The sequence below is a fragment of the Stenotrophomonas sp. A3_2 genome (assembly GCF_036624925.1).
Classification (GTDB): Bacteria; Pseudomonadota; Gammaproteobacteria; order Xanthomonadales; family Xanthomonadaceae; genus Stenotrophomonas; species Stenotrophomonas hibiscicola.
Genome location: NZ_JAZKVY010000041.1, coordinates 1 through 16,441, shown reverse-complemented (window position 1 = coordinate 16,441; position 16,441 = coordinate 1). Strand labels below are relative to the sequence as shown.

14 protein-coding genes are annotated in these 16,441 nt (G+C 67.0%); 3 read left to right on the top strand and 11 right to left on the bottom strand.

All coding sequences use genetic code 11. The features are described from left to right. Positions 1-180: 180 nt before the first annotated feature. The 10 genes from folD to ndk all read right to left on the bottom strand — a co-directional run bounded on the left by folD (position 181) and on the right by ndk (position 11,519). Complete coding sequence (folD, locus tag R5H29_RS00590) at positions 181-1,056, bottom strand: bifunctional methylenetetrahydrofolate dehydrogenase/methenyltetrahydrofolate cyclohydrolase FolD (RefSeq protein WP_053442865.1); 876 nt, start codon at positions 1,054-1,056, stop codon at positions 181-183. A gap of 327 nt (positions 1,057-1,383) precedes the next feature. Further along, entirely contained in the window at positions 1,384-3,216 is a 1,833-nt protein-coding gene (locus tag R5H29_RS00585) for a monovalent cation:proton antiporter-2 (CPA2) family protein (protein ID WP_332328555.1), read from the bottom strand. 304 nt (positions 3,217-3,520) lie between these two features. Then, entirely contained in the window at positions 3,521-4,657 is a 1,137-nt protein-coding gene (gene moeB, locus R5H29_RS00580; protein ID WP_332328554.1) for a molybdopterin-synthase adenylyltransferase MoeB, read from the bottom strand. A 232-nt stretch (positions 4,658-4,889) separates the two neighbouring features. Then, positions 4,890-6,287, bottom strand: coding sequence for a ribosome biogenesis GTPase Der (gene der / locus R5H29_RS00575; RefSeq protein WP_332328553.1), 1,398 nt, complete (start codon positions 6,285-6,287; stop codon positions 4,890-4,892). 15 nt (positions 6,288-6,302) lie between these two features. Beyond that, positions 6,303-7,511 (bottom strand): outer membrane protein assembly factor BamB, encoded by a 1,209-nt coding sequence (bamB, locus tag R5H29_RS00570; protein WP_019661311.1) that lies wholly within the window; start codon positions 7,509-7,511, stop codon positions 6,303-6,305. After that, on the bottom strand, positions 7,511-8,149 hold the full coding sequence (locus R5H29_RS00565) for a tetratricopeptide repeat protein (protein WP_019661310.1): 639 nt from the start codon (positions 8,147-8,149) through the stop codon (positions 7,511-7,513). The genes bamB and R5H29_RS00565 overlap by 1 nt, the downstream gene beginning before the upstream one ends. Positions 8,150-8,214: 65 nt before the next feature. Next, positions 8,215-9,087 carry a RodZ domain-containing protein gene (locus R5H29_RS00560; protein ID WP_332328552.1) on the bottom strand — a complete coding sequence of 291 codons (873 nt, stop codon included), beginning with the start codon at positions 9,085-9,087 and terminating at the stop codon, positions 8,215-8,217. An 18-nt stretch (positions 9,088-9,105) separates the two neighbouring features. Next, complete coding sequence (pilW, locus tag R5H29_RS00555; RefSeq protein WP_134735388.1) at positions 9,106-9,891, bottom strand: type IV pilus biogenesis/stability protein PilW; 786 nt, start codon at positions 9,889-9,891, stop codon at positions 9,106-9,108. Then, entirely contained in the window at positions 9,878-11,083 is a 1,206-nt protein-coding gene (gene rlmN, locus R5H29_RS00550) for a 23S rRNA (adenine(2503)-C(2))-methyltransferase RlmN (protein ID WP_019661307.1), read from the bottom strand. Before rlmN ends, pilW begins: the two co-directional genes overlap by 14 nt. A 10-nt stretch (positions 11,084-11,093) precedes the next feature. After that, entirely contained in the window at positions 11,094-11,519 is a 426-nt protein-coding gene (gene ndk, locus R5H29_RS00545; protein WP_005409295.1) for a nucleoside-diphosphate kinase, read from the bottom strand. A gap of 347 nt (positions 11,520-11,866) precedes the next feature. On the opposite strand from ndk, the gene R5H29_RS00540 reads away from it, so the two are divergent. The 3 genes from R5H29_RS00540 (at position 11,867) to R5H29_RS00530 (ending at position 16,215) form a co-directional block, all read left to right on the top strand. Further along, on the top strand, positions 11,867-12,520 hold the full coding sequence (locus R5H29_RS00540) for a TetR/AcrR family transcriptional regulator (protein WP_134732327.1): 654 nt from the start codon (positions 11,867-11,869) through the stop codon (positions 12,518-12,520). A 39-nt stretch (positions 12,521-12,559) separates the two neighbouring features. Beyond that, entirely contained in the window at positions 12,560-14,932 is a 2,373-nt protein-coding gene (locus tag R5H29_RS00535) for a 3-hydroxyacyl-CoA dehydrogenase/enoyl-CoA hydratase family protein (protein WP_134735391.1), read from the top strand. Between the two features lie 74 nt (positions 14,933-15,006). After that, entirely contained in the window at positions 15,007-16,215 is a 1,209-nt protein-coding gene (locus R5H29_RS00530) for an acetyl-CoA C-acyltransferase (RefSeq protein ID WP_019661304.1), read from the top strand. 113 nt (positions 16,216-16,328) lie between these two features. On the opposite strand, the gene R5H29_RS00525 is transcribed toward R5H29_RS00530, so the two are convergent. After that, positions 16,329-16,441, bottom strand: a 113-nt coding sequence (locus R5H29_RS00525; RefSeq protein WP_288042072.1) for an IS3 family transposase, incomplete at its 5' end; no start/stop codon positions are given.

Below are 16,441 nucleotides of genomic sequence, written 5' to 3'. Positions count from 1 at the left end.
GCGCGTCGATCAATTGTTCAAGCAGGGGTGCGGACACGGCGGTGTGCTTTGATGGCGTCGAGCAAGCTCGACAGCTACGTGTAGAGTCGAGCCATGCTCGACTGAGGGTTGCAGCGGGGGCCGGCAGCACCCCGGGCCCCCCCCCCCAAAACACCCGCCGCCCTGGGCCGGCCGCTACCCTCAGGAGGCTTCCGCCGCTTCCAGGGTGTTCTGCATCAACGTGGCCACGGTCATCGGGCCCACGCCCCCCGGCACCGGGGTGATCCAGCTCGCCCGCTGGGCAGCAGCCTCAAACCCGACGTCACCCACCAGGCGGCCGTCGTCCAACCGGTTGATACCGACGTCGATCACCACCGCGCCCGGCTTCACCCACTCGCCCGGCACGATGCCGGGGCGCCCCACCGCCACCACCAGGATGTCGGCGTTGCGCACGGCCTGTTCCAGCACGTCCTTGGGGGTGAACTTGTGGCAGCTGGTCACGGTGCAGCCGGCAATCAGCAGCTCCAGGCCCATCGGGCGGCCGACATGATTACTAACGCCCACGATGGTGGCGTTGCGGCCTCGCACCGGCTGGTCGGTGTGGCCCAGCAGCGTGGTGATGCCGCGCGGGGTGCACGGGCGCAGGCCGAACTCGCGCAGGGCCAGGTGGCCGACGTTTTCCGGGTGGAAGCCGTCCACGTCCTTGCGCGGGTCGATGCGCTGGATCAGCCGGCGCGCATCGGGGATGCCCGGCAGCGGCAGCTGGATCAGGATGCCGTTGATCTTCGGATCGGCGTTGAGCTGGTCGATCAGCTCGAGCAGCTCGGCTTCGGTGGTCCCGGCCGGCAGATCGTAGTCATGCGCCTCAATGCCGACCTTCTCGGCGGCACGGCGCTTGTTGCGCACGTACACGGTCGAGGCCGGGTCGCCACCGACCAGCACCACGGCCAGGCCCGGACGGCTGCCACCGGCGGCCACGCGGGCGTCGACGCGCACCTTCAGGCTGTCGAGCAGGTCCTCGGCGATACGGCGGCCATCAAGGATTCGGGCAGGATGCTGGGGGGCGGAATCGGTCATCGGAGGCAGGCGTGGGGCGGCGGGGACGCTATTGTCCCCGATTCAGGCCCCCTCGCCCACCGCCACGGCATCGACCGACCCGCCCCTGTAGAGCCGAGCCTGCGCTCGGCTCACGCGCGCAGCGCGGCTTTTTCGCAACCTGACCGAAGAGCGGCCGAGCATGGGCTCGGCTCAACAACCGACCGCCCCGCCCGTGTAGAGCCGAGCCTACGCTCGGCTCACGCGCGCAGCGCGGCTTTATCGCAACCCGACCGAAGAGCAGCCGAGCATGGGCTCGGCTCTACAACCGACCGCCCCGCCCTTGTAGAGCCGAGCCTACGCTCGGCTCTACTCTTCCTCTTCCGGCACATCCTGCGGGTTCAGCGTCTTGCTCTCGCGCTTCGGCGCGGTGAACGGCGTCGGCGTCGGCACGCCCTGGCCGGAGTTGCCGAACACCATCTTGGCGCCGGCATTCAGACCACCACCGGCAATCTCCAGCTCGAAGCGCTCGGCGTCGCGGCGACGGATCTGCTCGGCAATTTCGATCGCATCGTCCTCGTCCGCACCCAGTTCCACCAGTGCGGCCTGGCCGAACAGCACCGCCGATTCAAACGTCTCGCGGATCTGGAAATCAACACCGGCATGGATCAACCGCAGCGAATGCTCGCGGTCGAACGAGCGCACCATCAGCTTTGCCTGCGGGAACTCGTGCGACACCAGCTCAACAATGCGGTCAGCCGCCTCGGCCTTGTCCACGCACACCGCAATCGCGCGCGCGGTGGCCGCGCCCGAGGCATGCAGCACGTCCAGTCGCGTACCGTCGCCGTAGTAGATCTTGAAACCGAAACGCGCCGCGCTCTGGATCATCTCCACGTCGTTGTCGATGATGGTCACGTCCACATCGCGCGCCAGCAGCGACTGGCTGGCCACCTGGCCGAAGCGGCCGAAGCCGATCAGCAGCACACTGCCGGACAGGCCATCGGCCTCGTCCACGCCGTCCATGTTCACCGTCGGCTTCGGCGCGATGCGCTTGTAGAGCAGCACCACCAGCGGGGTCAGCGCCATCGACAGCACCACCACGGCGGTGAAGTTGGCATTGATCTCCAGGTTGATCACGCCGGCCGATGCGGCAGCGGAGAACAGCACGAAGGCGAACTCGCCGCCCTGCGCCATCAGCACGCCCCGGTCCAGCGCCTGCGCGTGGTCGCTGCCCATGATGCGCGCGACCACGTAGATGCACAGCGCCTTGGCTGCCATCAGCGCCAGCACCAGGCCGAGGATCAGCTGCCAGTTGCCCGCCACCACGCCCAGGTCCAGCGCCATGCCGACGCTGAGGAAGAACAGGCCCAGCAGGATGCCGCGGAACGGCTCGATGTCCGCTTCGATCTGATGGCGGAAGGTCGACTCGCTCAGCAGCACGCCGGCCAGGAACGCGCCCATCGCCATCGACAGGCCGGACAACTGCATCAGCAGCGCCGCACCCAGCACCACCAGCAGCGCGGCGGCGGTCATCACCTCGCGCGCCTTCGATTCGGCCAGCACGCGGAACAGCGGATTGAGTAGGAAGCGGCCGACCAGCACCAGGCCGACGATGGCGCCGACACCGATGGCCACCGACAGCCAGCGCGAACCCTCGCCGTCGGCACTGCCCGCGCTCGGGCCCATCCAGGCTACCAGCGCCAGCAACGGCACGATCAGCAGGTCTTCGAACAGCAGGATGGAGACGATCTTCTGCCCCGACGGCAGCGCGATGTCACCGCGCTCGGCCAGCAGCTGCATCACCACCGCGGTGGAGGTGAGCACGAAGCCGGTGGCGCCGATGAAGGCCACTTGCCACGGCAGGCCGAACAGCTTGGCGATGCTGGTCAGCACCAGCGCACAGGTGACGATCTGCAGCGTGCCCAGCCCGAAGATTTCCTTGCGCAGGCTCCACAGATGCGAGGGCCGCATTTCCAGGCCGATCACGAACAGGAACATCACAACGCCGAGCTCGGCGGTATGCAGGATCGCCTGCGGGTCGGAGAACCAGCCCAGCCCGAACGGTCCGATCGCCAGGCCAGCGGCGAAGTAGCCCAGCACCGAGCCCAGGCCGGCCCGGCGGAACAAAGGCACCATCACCACCGCCGCGCCCAACAGGGCCACGACCTTGACCAGCTCGCTGGTCGCTGCTTCTACCGCCATGCGGTGTGTTCCCCAAGATCCAGAATCGGTTTCAACAATAGAGCAATGCCGATGACGGCAATAGCACGCGTGTTGCGCAGGATTGTCTTGGAGGTGGAACGATGATGGGCGCCCGCCCCGGCATCATCCCGAAACCGTTGCAAGTCGCTGTAGAGCCGAGCCCACGCTCGGCTGCTCTTCGTGCCGAGGCCAGAAGCAGCCGAGCATGGGATCGGCTCTACAGTAGATCCACGCCATGCGGGATGACGCACAACCGCCGCGCCCCGGTAGATCCACGCCATGCGTGGATAACGCCCCGACGCGGTTACCCACCCCGACAAAACGCGGCGTAATCGATATACCCCGGGAACGGCACGCCCGGCGCACACACCGGGCAATGCGGGTCCGGCCGGATGCCGGTCTCGCGGAAGCGCATGCCCAGCGCATCGAAGCGCAGCAGGCGGCCCACCAGCGGCTCGCCGATGCCCAGCAGCAGCTTCAGCACCTCGGCGGCCTGCAGCACGCCGGCCAGGCCAGGCAGCACGCCCAGCACACCGGCCTCGGAACAGTTCGGCGCGAACTCCGGCGGCGGCGGTTCCGGGAACAGGCAGCGATAGCACGGTGCCACGCCACGCTGGCGACCGGCATCAAACACGCTGACCTGGCCGTCGAAGCGCTCGATGGCGGCATACACCAGCGGCTTGGCGTGCTTGATGCAGGCGTCGTTGAGCAGGTAGCGCAGCGGGAAGTTGTCCGACCCATCCAGCACCACGTCCACGCCCTCGAGCAGCGCATCCACGTTCTCAGAGGTCACCCGCTCCGGCACCGCCTCGACCTCGATGGAGGGATTCAGCGCCAGCAGGCGCTCGCGTGCGGAATCGACCTTGAGCTGGCCGACGCTGGCCTCGGTGTGCACGATCTGCCGGTGAAGGTTGCTGCGCTCCACGCGGTCGTGGTCAGCGAGGCGCAGGTGCCCTACCCCAGCCGCTGCCAAGTAGAAACCAGCCGGTGCGCCCAGCCCGCCCGCGCCCAGTACCAGCACGCGCGCTTGCTGCAGCCGGCGCTGGCCGGCTTCGCCCACCTGCGGCAGCAGCAGGTGCCGCGAATAGCGATCAAAGAAATCGCGGTCGGCGGCGCTGGCGAGCGGCTGCACCAAGGGCAGCGACTGCTCGCGCCAGGCCACGGTACCACCCGTCACGGAAGCGACGTTTGTGTAGCCGGCCTCCAGCAGGAACTGCGCGGCATCGGCCGAGCGCTTGCCGCTCTGGCAGATCAGCAGGATCTCCTGGTCGCGCCGCGGCAGATGCGCGGCCGGGTCGGCCTGCAGCTCGCCCTTGGCCACGCCGCGCGCGCCCTCGGCCATGCCCCCGGCCCGTTCGTGCGCCTCGCGCACATCGATCAGCACCGCGCCGTGGGCCAGGCGCTCACGTGCCTGCGCGGGGGAAAGCTCTTGGATGCTCATGGCGGCATTATCACGCACGTGGCGGCAGGCCGCGTTGACCAGAATCTGTAGAGCCGAGCCCATGCTCGGCTGGCGCGCGTAGCGCGCCTGCGACAATGCGCGAAAAGCGGCCGAGCGCAGGCTCGGCTCTACAGGTCCACCGCAAGCCTACGGTAGCGCCAGCCCCGCGCCCGGGATCAGATCCCATTTCCCAACAACGAAAAAGGCGGCCCTGCGGCCGCCTTCCCGTGAATCACTTGCCCTTGACGTGCTTCATCAAGCGCCGCTTGGACTTGATCTGCCGCTCGGTGAGGACGTTCTTCTTGCCCTCGTACGGGTTGGTACCCTCGCGGAAGATGAAGCTCACTGGCGTGCCGATCAGCTTGAAGCGCTTGCGGAAGAAGTTCTCCAGGTAGCGCTTGTACGACTCCTGCAGTTCCTTCAGGCGCGTGCCGTGCACGATGAAGGTCGGCGGGTTGGAACCGGCCGGGTGCACGTAGCGCAGCTTGGAGACATGGCCGCGGATGGTCGGCGGCGGGTTGGTCTCGTAGGCCACTTCCAAGGCCTTGTTCACTTCGCTGGTGGTGAAAGTCTTGTTGGCCGACTCGTGCGCACGGTGCACCGCACGGAACAGCTCGCGCAGGCCCGAGCCGTGCTTGGCCGAAATGCGCACCGATTCGGCCCAGGGCACGAAGCCCAGCTTGAGCGACAGCATGGTTTCAGCCTGTTCGCGCTGGTACTCGGTCAGGCCATCCCACTTGTTGATGGCGATCACCAGCGCGCGGCCGGCGTCGAGCACGGCACCGAGCACGGTGGCGTCCTGGTCGGTCACGCCTTCGGTGGCGTCGAGCATCAGCACGGCCACCTGGCACTGCTCGATCGACTGCATGGTCTTGACCACCGAGAACTTCTCGACGACCTCGTCCACGCGCGAGCGACGGCGCAGGCCGGCGGTATCGATCAGGCGGTATTCGCGACCGTCGCGCTCCAGGTCCACTGCGATCGAGTCGCGGGTGGTGCCCGGTACGTCGGAGGCGATCATGCGCTCCTCGCCGAGGATGCGGTTGACCAGGGTCGACTTGCCCACGTTCGGGCGGCCGACGAAGGCGATGCGGATGCGGTTCGGATCGTTGTCCAGCTCTTCGGCGCTACCTTCTTCCGGCAGGCGCTGGATCACTTCGTCCAGCAGGTCGTCCAGGCCCTGGCGATGCGCGGCCGAGACGGTCAGCATTTCGCCGAAACCGTAGCGGGCGAACTCGGAGCGGACGCTGTCCTCGTCGGTACCGTCGATCTTGTTGATCAGCAGCAACGTCGGGCGCGACAGCTTGCGCAGCCACGCCAGGATCTCGTCGTCCAGCGCCGAGGTGCCCTCGCGGGCATCGACGACGAACAGGATCAGGTCCGCTTCGGCAGCCGCCGCACGCGCCTGGCGGGTGGTGGCACCGGCCAGGCCTTCGTCCTCACCGGCAATACCGCCGGTATCCACGACGAGGAAATGATTGTCCTCGTCGAGGCGGCAGACGCCGTAGTTGCGATCACGGGTGACGCCGGGCTGGTCATGGACCAGGGCGTCACGGGTGCGGGTCAACGCATTGAAAATGGTCGACTTGCCGACATTCGGCCGTCCAACCAGGGCGACCAAAGGCAGCATCGCGAGTACTCCGTATTAATTTGCCAACCGGAAGGCGGTCAGCTTGCCATCCACGTTCTGCACCAGCAGCACCCCGTCTGCGACGACCGGCTGGGCCAGCAGGGCGTCACCGCCACTCTTTGCCCGTGCCGCCATCGCACCATCGGAGGCCTGCAACCAGTGCACGTATCCCTTGTAGTCGCCGACCACGACGTAGTCGCCATGCAGCGCCGGGCCGGTCAGCGAGCGACGGGCCAGTGCCGTCTGCGACCACATGGCTGCGCCGCTGGCCTTGTCCAGGCCGAACACGCCGCCCTTGTTGTCGGTCACGAACACATTGCCCGACGACACCGCCACGCCACCCGCACCGCCGTGGTCGCGCGCCCACAGCGGGCGACCGGTCGGGCCTTCAATGGCCATCGTCTGGTTCTTGAAGCTGCTCACGAACAGGGTGTTGCCATCCAGCACCGGCGCGCCGTCCACATCGGCCATGCGCTCCAGCTCGGTACGGCCTTCACCGTTGCCCACGTTCTGTTCCCACAGGGTGCGGCCATCCTGCTGGGCCAGGGCGGCAACGGCGCCCTCGTCCTTGCCGATGAACAGCACGCCCGGGCCGGTCACCACCGGTGCGTTGCCACGCACGGTCAGCGCCGGCAGCTCGCTCGGGTTGAACCACTTCTGGGTGCCGTTGCCGGCATCGAACGCAGTGATACGGCCGTCGTTGCTGCGCACGTAGACCGCGCCCTGGGCGATGGCCGGCGCGGCGATGACTTCACCCGGAACACGGGCGCGCCACTTTTCGCTGCCGTCGTTGATGTCCAGCGCGATGACCTGGCCATCGAGCGTGCCGATCACGACCAGGTTCTCACCGACACCCGGGCCACCGGACAGGCGCAGCTTGGCCTTCTTCTTTTCCTTCTGCGGCTCCCAGGTCCAGACCTTCTTGCCGGTCTGCAGGTCAATGGCGTGCACGCCACCGGTGATCGCCGCAGCGAACACGTGGCCGTTGGCCACGGCCGGGCCCTGCCGCACGCCGATGCGGCGCTCACCCTTGCCGAGGTTGACCGACCAGGCCTTGTTGACCTTCAGGGTCGGCTCGAACTTGACCAGCTCAGCCGGTTCCTGTGCCTTCTTCGCGGCCGCGTCCTTGCCGGCGAACCAGCCCTTCATGGTGCTGCAGCCGGTCAGGGCCATGCCCATCAGGAGCACGGTGGCGACGCGGGTGATCATGACCTTCTGACTCATCAAACCGACTCCGCAGGGGCGGCGACGGTGCCGCCGGCGTCCATAACCTTGGTTTCCAGCAGGCGCCGCTGCGGCGCTGCCACGTCCAGCGTCTTCAGCGCCTTCTCGTACTGTGCGCGGGCCTCATCGCGCTTGCCCTGCGCCATCAGCGCATCGCCATGGATTTCCAGGCTGCTGCTGTCGGTGGCGCTGCCCAGCAGCTTGATCGCCTCGTCGCTCTTGCCGGTGGCCACCAGCAGGCGGGCCACGCGCTGGTCGACCACGCGCTGCAGGTCACCTTCAACCTTCACGCCGCGCAGGGTAGCCAGGGCTTCTTCGTTCTTGCCGGCGTCGACCTGGGCCTTGGCCAGCTGCAGCGCCGCCAGGTCGCCGTAAATGCTGGACGGGCCGGCTTCGAGCGCCTTGACCGCCTTGGCGGCGTCGTCGAGCTTGTTCTGCTGCAGGCCAACGAGCGCCTTCTGGTACTCGACATTGGCCGAGGCCAGCTTGCCGCCCTGATCCTTCTGGTACCACTGCCAGCCGGCAATGGCACCGATGGCGATGACCACGCCACCGAGGATGCTGGCGCCATTCTTCCGCAGCCAGCTGCGGACGCGTTCACTTTGTTCGTGCTCGTCGAGCAGATCGTCGATCGCCATGCGTACTCTCGCCCCGCCCATCGGGAGGGACCATTGGAATTAATCGAAGGTGGTGAAACCGCGCCTCAGTGCGAAACCGGGACTACGGAGCCTTCAGAGGATACCTGAAAGCGTGCCACGTTGGCTCGCTGGTAGGGGGTCAGATCGACGATAGCGCCGTTCTGCTGAACCTGGACCGCCGAGGCGTTGCCCAGGGTCACCCGGGTCACCTGGCCCGGCGTGAAGCTGCGGCTCTCGCCGGATTTGATCAGCGCCTTCTCGACAGTGCTGCCGTCCGGGCCGCCGATATCGACCCAGCTGTCGCCACTGAACTGCATGTCCAGCGTATTGGCGGCAGCGGCCGGTGGCGGGGCTGGACGCGGCACCGGGGCCAGCGAGGCCACGTACGGAGTGGCGGCCGGCTTGCTGGCCGGAGCGCTCGCCACTTCAGCCGGCGCCGAGGGCTCGACACCCGCAGCGGACGGGGTTACCGGCACGGCGGCCGGGATGGCGTCCAGCGAGGCGGTATTCGGCGACGGGGTGGCACTGCCATCGAAATGGCCACGGGTGGCAAACCACACCGGCACCGCCAGCACCGCGGTGATGCCGACATACAGCACGCGACGGCCGAGATTCTCGGCAATGCGGCGCGCACGCGGGGTATGGGTATGGCTGACCAGGGTGGGCGGAACCACCGGGCCGACCTGGGCCTGCTCCAGCAGCTCTCCCACGTCCACACCCAGAAGCCGCGCGTAGCTGCGCAGCTGGCCGCGCACGAACACCGGCGCGCCAAGCTTCTGCCATTGTTCTTCTTCCAGCGACCTGACCACCTGGACCGGCATTCGCAGGCGCGAGCCGACATCTTCGAGGGTCAGTCCGGCCGCCTCGCGGGCCTGGCGCAGGCGGGTGCCGCAGCCGGCCGCAGTCTCGAGAGCGCTCACAGTCTGGTCATCAATCACAATGCATCAACCCTGGAGTTAGGAGCCCGCTTCCTGCGGAAATTCCTGTCGAATCCGCTGAAGATAGCGATCAGATGCCGCCCGATCACCCAGCCGCGCTTCGATTTGAGACGCAAGTTGTAACACGGAACGCGTTGCGGGTGCAGCCGCAATCCTACGTTCGGCGAAGGCCCGCGCCTCCATGAAGCGGCCCTGGCGGAAGCTGAGCTGGGCCATCGCCTCCAGCGCGACCGGGTTTCCCGGCAGCACCGACAGCGCCGCGCGCAGGTCGCGCTCGGCACGTTCAAGTTGGCCAGCGTCCAGTGCACAGCTGCCCGCATTGGCCTGGGATTCGGCCGGTGTGGCGTAGCCCGGCGCCTGCAGCGCTCGATCGAACCACGCCAGCGACTCGGCCGGCCGCCCCTGCTGGCACAGCCACGCCCCGTAATTGTTGAGGATGTCACCGCGCTGCGGCGCCTGTTCGGCCGCCCTGCGGAAGCTCTCGCCCGCTTGCTGGCTCCGGCCACGGCGCTCATCGATGCCGGCCAGCAGCACCAGCGCATCCGGCGAGTCGGGCGCCAGCTTCAGCGCCTCGCGCGCCTTGCGTTCGGCCGCATCCAGGTTGCCGACCTGCATGTCACGGGCAGCCAGCGCCAACAGGTCCTGCAGGCGCACCTGGCGCCGCACGCTGTCCGGATCGCGCACCGAATAGACCGGCGCTTCGCTGGGGCCCAGCTTGGCCTTGGGTTGGGATTTGCAGCCACCGACCGCAACGGCCAGCACGCCTGCGAGAAGCGCCAGCCAGAGGCGGTCAGGCCGCGGCATCGCTCCCCTTCCCCGCCTGCAGCGTCTTGTTGAACTCCGCCTGGCGGCGGGTGCGGTCCATCACCTGGCCCTTGAGCTGGCCACAGGCGGCGTCGATGTCGTCGCCACGGGTGCGGCGGACCATCGTCAGCACGTTGCTGTCGAGCAGGATCTTCTGGAAGGCGCGGATGTTGGCCTCCTCGGAACGCTCGTAGCGGGTGCCCGGGAACGGATTGAACGGGATCAGGTTGACCTTGCCCGAATCCTTGGCCTGCACCGCGTTGTCGAACTGGCGCATCAGGCGGGCCAGCTCGCGGGCATGCTCGGGCTTGTCGTTGATGCCCTTCATCAGGGTGTATTCAAAGGTGACCGATTCGCGGCGCTTGTTGGCGCGCAGGTAGCGTGCGCACGAGGCCATCAGCTCGGCGATCGGGTACTTCTTGTTGAGCGGCACCAGCGTCTCGCGCAGTGCGTCGTTCGGCGCATGCAGCGACACCGCCAGCGACACGTCGCTTTCGGCAGACAGGCGGTCGATCTGCGGCACCAGGCCGGAGGTCGACAGGGTCACGCGCTTGTTGGCCAGGCCGTAGCCCAGGTCGTCGCGCATCACGCTCATGGCGCGCACGACGTTGTCGAAATTCATCAGCGGCTCGCCCATGCCCATCATCACCACGTTGGTGAGGCGGCGCATCTGGTGCGGCACGTTGCCCAGGTGGCGTGCGGCAACCCACACCTGGCCGATGATCTCGGCGGTGGTCAGGTTACGGTTGAAGCCCTGGGTGGCGGTGGAGCAGAACGTGCAGTTCAGGCCGCAACCGACCTGCGAGGACACGCACAACGTGCCGCGGGTCTTGTCCGGGATGTACACGGTCTCGATGGCGTTCTTGCCATCCACGCCCATCGCCAGCAGCCACTTGTGGGTGCCGTCGGCGGAGGGCTTGTCGAACACGATGTTCGGAACCAGCACCTCGGCATGGGCCTGCAGCTTGGCGCGCAGGACCTTGCCGAGGTCGGTCATTTCATCGAAATCGGTGACGTAGCGATGGTGGATCCACTTCATCACCTGATGGGCACGGAACTTCTTCTCGCCGAGAACCTCGACGAAAAACTTCTCCAGGCCCGCGCGATCGAGGTCGAGCAGGTTCTGCTTGCCAGCCGTGGGTGCCGACTTCGGCAGCGGCTGGATGGCGGGGGACTGTACGACCTCGTTCACGGCATTACTCTCAGCGCGAGACGACTTCGGTGGCGGCGAAGAAGTAGGCGATCTCAATCGCAGCATTCTCGACCGAGTCCGAGCCGTGTGCGGCGTTGGCATCGATGGATTCGGCGAAGTCGGCGCGGATGGTGCCCGGCGCGGCTTCCTTCGGGTTGGTGGCGCCCAGCAGGTCGCGGTGGGCCAGGACGGCGTTCTCGCCTTCCAGGGCCTGGATCATCACCGGGCCGGAGATCATGAACTCGACCAGCGCGTTGAAGAACGGACGCTCGCGGTGCACGGCATAGAAGCCTTCGGCTTCACGGCGCGACAGCTGCTTGTACTTGGCGGCCACGACCTTCAGGCCGGCCTTCTCGAAGCGGGCGTAGATTTCGCCGATGACGTTCTTGGCAACGGCGTCCGGCTTGATGATCGAAAGGGTGCGCTCCAGCGCCATGGGATGTCTCCAATGGAATCGGGCCGCTGATGGCCCGAAGGGTAACATGAAAAAAACCCGCGTCGGGACGCGGGCTTAGCCTGATAAACGTAGGCGAATTGTAAAAGATAACGTGGCCGGGTGGTAGAGGGCCATGTGGCCCTGTTGTAGCGCCGAGCCCATGCTCGGCTGGCCTTTGGGCCGAAGAGCAGCCGAGCGCGGGCTCGGCTCTACAGGTTCAGGTCCACCCATCTCACCCACCTGAGTGAAATCTGACCGAGCCCGCCGATTTTGCTGCACTGCAAAATGCCATACGGTACCGTCTGGTCCTAGTATCAAACAATCGTTTGATTAAGGTCTGCCCGCCGATGGCCAAACCCGCCCACTTCTCGACCAAGGACCGGATCCTCGGCGCGGCCGAGGAGCTGTTCGCCCAGCACGGCTTCGCCGGCACCTCGCTGCGCCAGGTGACCAGCCAGGCCGACGTCAACATCGCCGCGGTCAACTACCACTTCGGTTCCAAGGAAAATCTGGTCAATGAGGTCTTCCGCCGCCGCATGGACGAGATGACCGGCGCGCGCCTGGCGCAGCTGGAGCGGGCCCGCAGCGAACACCCCGGCGAACTGCGCCCGGTGCTGGCCGCCTTCGTCGAGCCGGCCCTGGCGCTGGCCCAGGACCGCCAGAACGGCGGCGCCTTCGTGCGCGTGATTGCCCGCGCCTACGCCGAGAAGAACGACAACCTGCGCAAGTTCCTGTCCGACCACTACGGCCACGTGCTGCGTGCGTTCGGCAAGGCCATCGGCGAATGCGTACCGGACCTGAGCAAGGAGGAGCTGTACTGGCGCCTCGACTTCCTGGCTGGCTCGCTCACCTATGCCATGGCCGACTTCGGGCTGATCAAGCGTCCCGCCGGTGTCACCGAAGCGGCGCATCGTGCCCATGCCGCCCACGAACTGATCCATTTCGCCGAAGCCGGGTTCCGCGCCGCCGCACGTGCCAGCGCCCTGCCCGCTTCCCGTTGATTCCACCCAGTAACTGCTGACCAACAAAGGCCCTACACCATGTCCAATTCCCTGCTAGTCCGCCGCGCCGCCGTGCTGGGTGCCGGCGTCATGGGTGCCCAGATCGCCGCCCACCTCACCAACGCCGGCGTCGACACCGTGCTGTTCGACCTGCCTGCGAAGGAAGGTCCGGCCGATGGCATCGTGCTGAAGGCGATCGCCAACCTGGGCAAGCTGAGCCCGGCGCCGCTGGCCAGCAAGTCGCTGGCCGAAGCCATCACCCCGGCCAATTACGACTCCGGCCTGGAGCAGCTGAAGGACTGCGACCTGATCATCGAGGCCATCGCCGAGCGCATGGACTGGAAGCAGGACCTGTACAAGAAGATTGCGCCGTTCGTGGCCGACCACGCGGTGCTGGCCTCCAACACCTCGGGCCTGGGCATCAACAAGCTGGCCGACGTGCTGCCCGAACAGCTGCGCCACCGCTTCTGCGGCGTGCACTTCTTCAACCCGCCGCGCTACATGCACCTGGCCGAGCTGATCCCGGCCACCACCACCGACGCCGCCGTGCTGGAAGGCCTGGAAGAATTCCTGGTCACCACCCTGGGCAAGGGCGTGGTGTACGCCAAGGACACCCCGAACTTCATCGGCAACCGCATCGGCGTGTTCTCGATCCTGTCCACCATCCACCACACCCAGCAGTTCGGCCTGGGCTTCGATGAAGTGGACGGCCTGACCGGCCCGCTGGTCGGTCGCCCGAAGTCGGCGACCTATCGCACCTCCGACGTGGTCGGCCTGGACACCATGGCGCACGTCATCAAGACCATGGGCGACACCCTGCCGAATGATCCGTGGCATGAGTTCTTCAAGTCGCCGAAGTGGCTGGACGCGCTGATTTCCAAGGGCGCGCTGGGCCAGAAGACCGGCGCCGGCATCTTCCGCAAGGTCGGCAAGGACATCGTGGTACTGGATCTGGAGAAGCAGGACTACCGTCCGGCCGACCGCACCGCCGCACCGGAAGTGGTCGAGATCCTGAAGATCAAGAACCCGGCCGAGAAGTTCGCCAAGCTGCGCGAGAGCCAGCACCCGCAGGCGCAGTTCCTGTGGGCGACCTTCCGCGACCTGTTCCACTACAGCGCCTACCACCTGGCCGACATCGCCGAGACCGCGCGCGACGTCGATCTGGCCATCCGCTGGGGCTACGGCTGGTCGCTGGGCCCGTTCGAAACCTGGCAGGCCGCCGGCTGGAAGCAGGTCGCACAGTGGATCGCCGATGACATCGTGGCCGGCAAGAGCATGAGCAACGCCCCGCTGCCGGACTGGGTGTTCGATGGCCGCGACGGCGTGCACGCCGCCGAAGGCAGCTACAGCCCGTCGCGCAACGCCAAGCTGCCGCGTTCGTCGCTGCCGGTGTACCAGCGCCAGCGCTTCCCGGATCCACTGCTGGGCGAGCAGTTCGCTCCGGGCGAAACCGTGTTCGAGAACGACGGCCTGCGCATGTGGCACGACGGCGATGGCATCGCGGTGGTCAGTTTCAAGACCAAGATGAACACCGTCTCCGACCAGGTGCTGGACGGCCTGCAGGAATGCGTCAGCCGCGCCGAGAAGGACTTCCAGGGCCTGGTGATCTGGCAGCAGAAGGAACCCTTCTCCGCCGGTGCCGACCTGGCCGGTGCGCTCGGCCTGCTGCAGGCCGGCAAGGTCGACCAGTTCGAGGAAATGGTCGCCAACTTCCAGCGCACCAGCCAGCGCATCAAGTACTCCCTGGTGCCGGTGGTGGCCGCCGTGCGTGGCCTGGCCCTGGGCGGCGGCTGCGAGTTCCAGATGCACAGCGCCAAGACCGTTGCCTTCCTGGAAAGCTACATCGGCCTGGTCGAAGCCGGCGTCGGCCTGCTGCCGGCCGGTGGCGGCCTGAAGGAACTGGCCGTGCGTGCCTCGCAGGCCGCAGGCCCGGGCGGCGACGTGTTCGCCGAACTGAAGAAGACCTTCGAGACCGTGGCGATGGCCAAGGTGTCCAACTCGGCGGTCAACGCCAAGGAGCTGGGCCTGCTGCGCAGCACCGACAAGGTGGTGTTCAACAGCTACGAGGCCCTGCATATCGCCAAGGCCGAAGCACGCGCCCTGGCAGAAGCGGGCTACCGCCCGCCGCTGCCGGCACGCCGCATCCAGGTCGCCGGTGACGTGGGTATCGCCACCTTCAAGATGATGCTGGTCAACATGCTGGAAGGCCGCTTCATCAGCCCGTACGACTACGAGATCGCCGAGCGCATCGCCACCGTGCTGTGCGGCGGCAAGGTCGACCGCGGCACCCTGGTCGACGAAGAGTGGCTGCTGACCCTGGAGCGCAAGCACTTCGTCGAACTGGCCCAGCAGGAAAAGACCCAGGCCCGCATCGCGCACATGCTGAAGACCGGCAAGCCGCTGCGTAACTGATCGCCCATCCCTGCTTCCGGTGGGTGCCGACCGTTGGTCGGCACTCCGGCTAAAAAATTCAAGAGATCACTGCAATGACCAAGCAAATCCAGGACGCCTACATCGTCGCCGCCACCCGCACCCCGGTGGGCAAGGCGCCCAAGGGCATGTTCCGCAACACCCGCCCCGACGACATGCTTGCGCACGTGCTGCGCAGCGTCGTCGCCCAGGCCCCGGGCGTGGACGTCAACCGCATCGATGACGCGATCATCGGCTGCGCCATGCCCGAAGCCGAGCAGGGCATGAACGTGGCGCGCATCGGCGTGCTGCTGGCTGGCCTGCCAAACACCATCGCCGCGCAGACCGTGAACCGCTTCTGCTCCTCCGGCCTGCAGGCCGTGGCGCAGGCCGCCGACGCGATCCGCCTGGGCAACGCCGACCTGATGCTGGCCGGTGGCACCGAGTCGATGTCGATGGTGCCGATGATGGGCAACAAGATCGCCATGGCGCCGAGCGTGTTCGACAACGACCACGTGGCCATCGCCTACGGCATGGGCATCACTGCCGAGAAGGTCGCCGAAGAGTGGAAGGTCTCGCGTGAAGACCAGGACGCCTTCGCCCTCGCCTCGCACCAGAAGGCCATGGCCGCGATCCAGAACGGCGAGTTCAAGGACGAGATCAGCCCGTACGAGATCGTCTCGCACCTGCCGGACCTGGCCGACGGCCAGCGCATCATCACCCGCAACAAGATCGCCGACACCGACGAAGGCCCCCGCCCGGACTCCTCGGCCGAAGGCCTGGCCAAGCTGCGCCCGGTGTTCCGCAACGGCCAGTTCGGCGGCACCGTCACCGCCGGTAACTCGTCGCAGATGAGCGATGGCGCCGGTGCCGTGCTGCTGGCCTCGGAACAGGCGATCAAGGACTACGGCCTGACCCCGCTGGCCCGTTTCGTCAGCTTCTCGGTGGCCGGGGTGCGCCCGGAAGTGATGGGCATCGGCCCGATCGCCGCGATCCCGAAGGCACTGAAGCAGGCGGGCCTGACCCAGGACCAGCTGGACTGGATTGAACTGAACGAAGCGTTCGCCGCGCAGTCGCTGGCGGTGATCCGCGATTGCGGCCTGGACCCGGCCAAGGTCAACCCGCTGGGCGGCGCGATTGCCTTGGGCCACCCGCTGGGTGCAACCGGCGCGATCCGTACCGCAACCCTGCTGCACGGCCTGCGTCGTCGCCAGCAGAAGTACGGCATGGTGACGATGTGCATCGGCACCGGCATGGGCGCGGCGGGTATTTTCGAAGCGCTGTAAGGTTCAAAGCGTTGCCGGCTGATTGTTGGTCGGCTGTGGGGCCCGGGTGGGTGAGGCTGCCCGGGACGCGCCGTAAACCCGTCCCTGAAGTGACCCCCGAGACTTGGACGGGGTCAGGCGGCCGATTGGGCCTGTTGGGCCTGCTCCCGGTACTGTACCGGGCTCAGGCCCTTCAATTTCAACTTGATTCGCTCTTGGTTGTAGTACTGGATGTATTCCACCAGCC

What these genes read in the sequence shown, in the direction of transcription:
- R5H29_RS00565 (WP_019661310.1), bottom strand. Translation starts at nt 8,149, where the DNA reads ATGGCGATCGACGATCTGCTCGACGAGCACGAACAAAGTGAACGCGTC.
- ndk (WP_005409295.1), bottom strand. Translation starts at nt 11,519, where the DNA reads ATGGCGCTGGAGCGCACCCTTTCGATCATCAAGCCGGACGCCGTTGCC.
- moeB (WP_332328554.1), bottom strand. Translation starts at nt 4,657, where the DNA reads ATGAGCATCCAAGAGCTTTCCCCCGCGCAGGCACGTGAGCGCCTGGCC.
- R5H29_RS00530 (WP_019661304.1), top strand. Translation starts at nt 15,007, where the DNA reads ATGACCAAGCAAATCCAGGACGCCTACATCGTCGCCGCCACCCGCACC.
- pilW (WP_134735388.1), bottom strand. Translation starts at nt 9,891, where the DNA reads ATGCCGCGGCCTGACCGCCTCTGGCTGGCGCTTCTCGCAGGCGTGCTG.
- R5H29_RS00540 (WP_134732327.1), top strand. Translation starts at nt 11,867, where the DNA reads ATGGCCAAACCCGCCCACTTCTCGACCAAGGACCGGATCCTCGGCGCG.
- R5H29_RS00585 (WP_332328555.1), bottom strand. Translation starts at nt 3,216, where the DNA reads ATGGCGGTAGAAGCAGCGACCAGCGAGCTGGTCAAGGTCGTGGCCCTG.
- der (WP_332328553.1), bottom strand. Translation starts at nt 6,287, where the DNA reads ATGCTGCCTTTGGTCGCCCTGGTTGGACGGCCGAATGTCGGCAAGTCG.
- bamB (WP_019661311.1), bottom strand. Translation starts at nt 7,511, where the DNA reads ATGAGTCAGAAGGTCATGATCACCCGCGTCGCCACCGTGCTCCTGATG.
- folD (WP_053442865.1), bottom strand. Translation starts at nt 1,056, where the DNA reads ATGACCGATTCCGCCCCCCAGCATCCTGCCCGAATCCTTGATGGCCGC.
- R5H29_RS00535 (WP_134735391.1), top strand. Translation starts at nt 12,560, where the DNA reads ATGTCCAATTCCCTGCTAGTCCGCCGCGCCGCCGTGCTGGGTGCCGGC.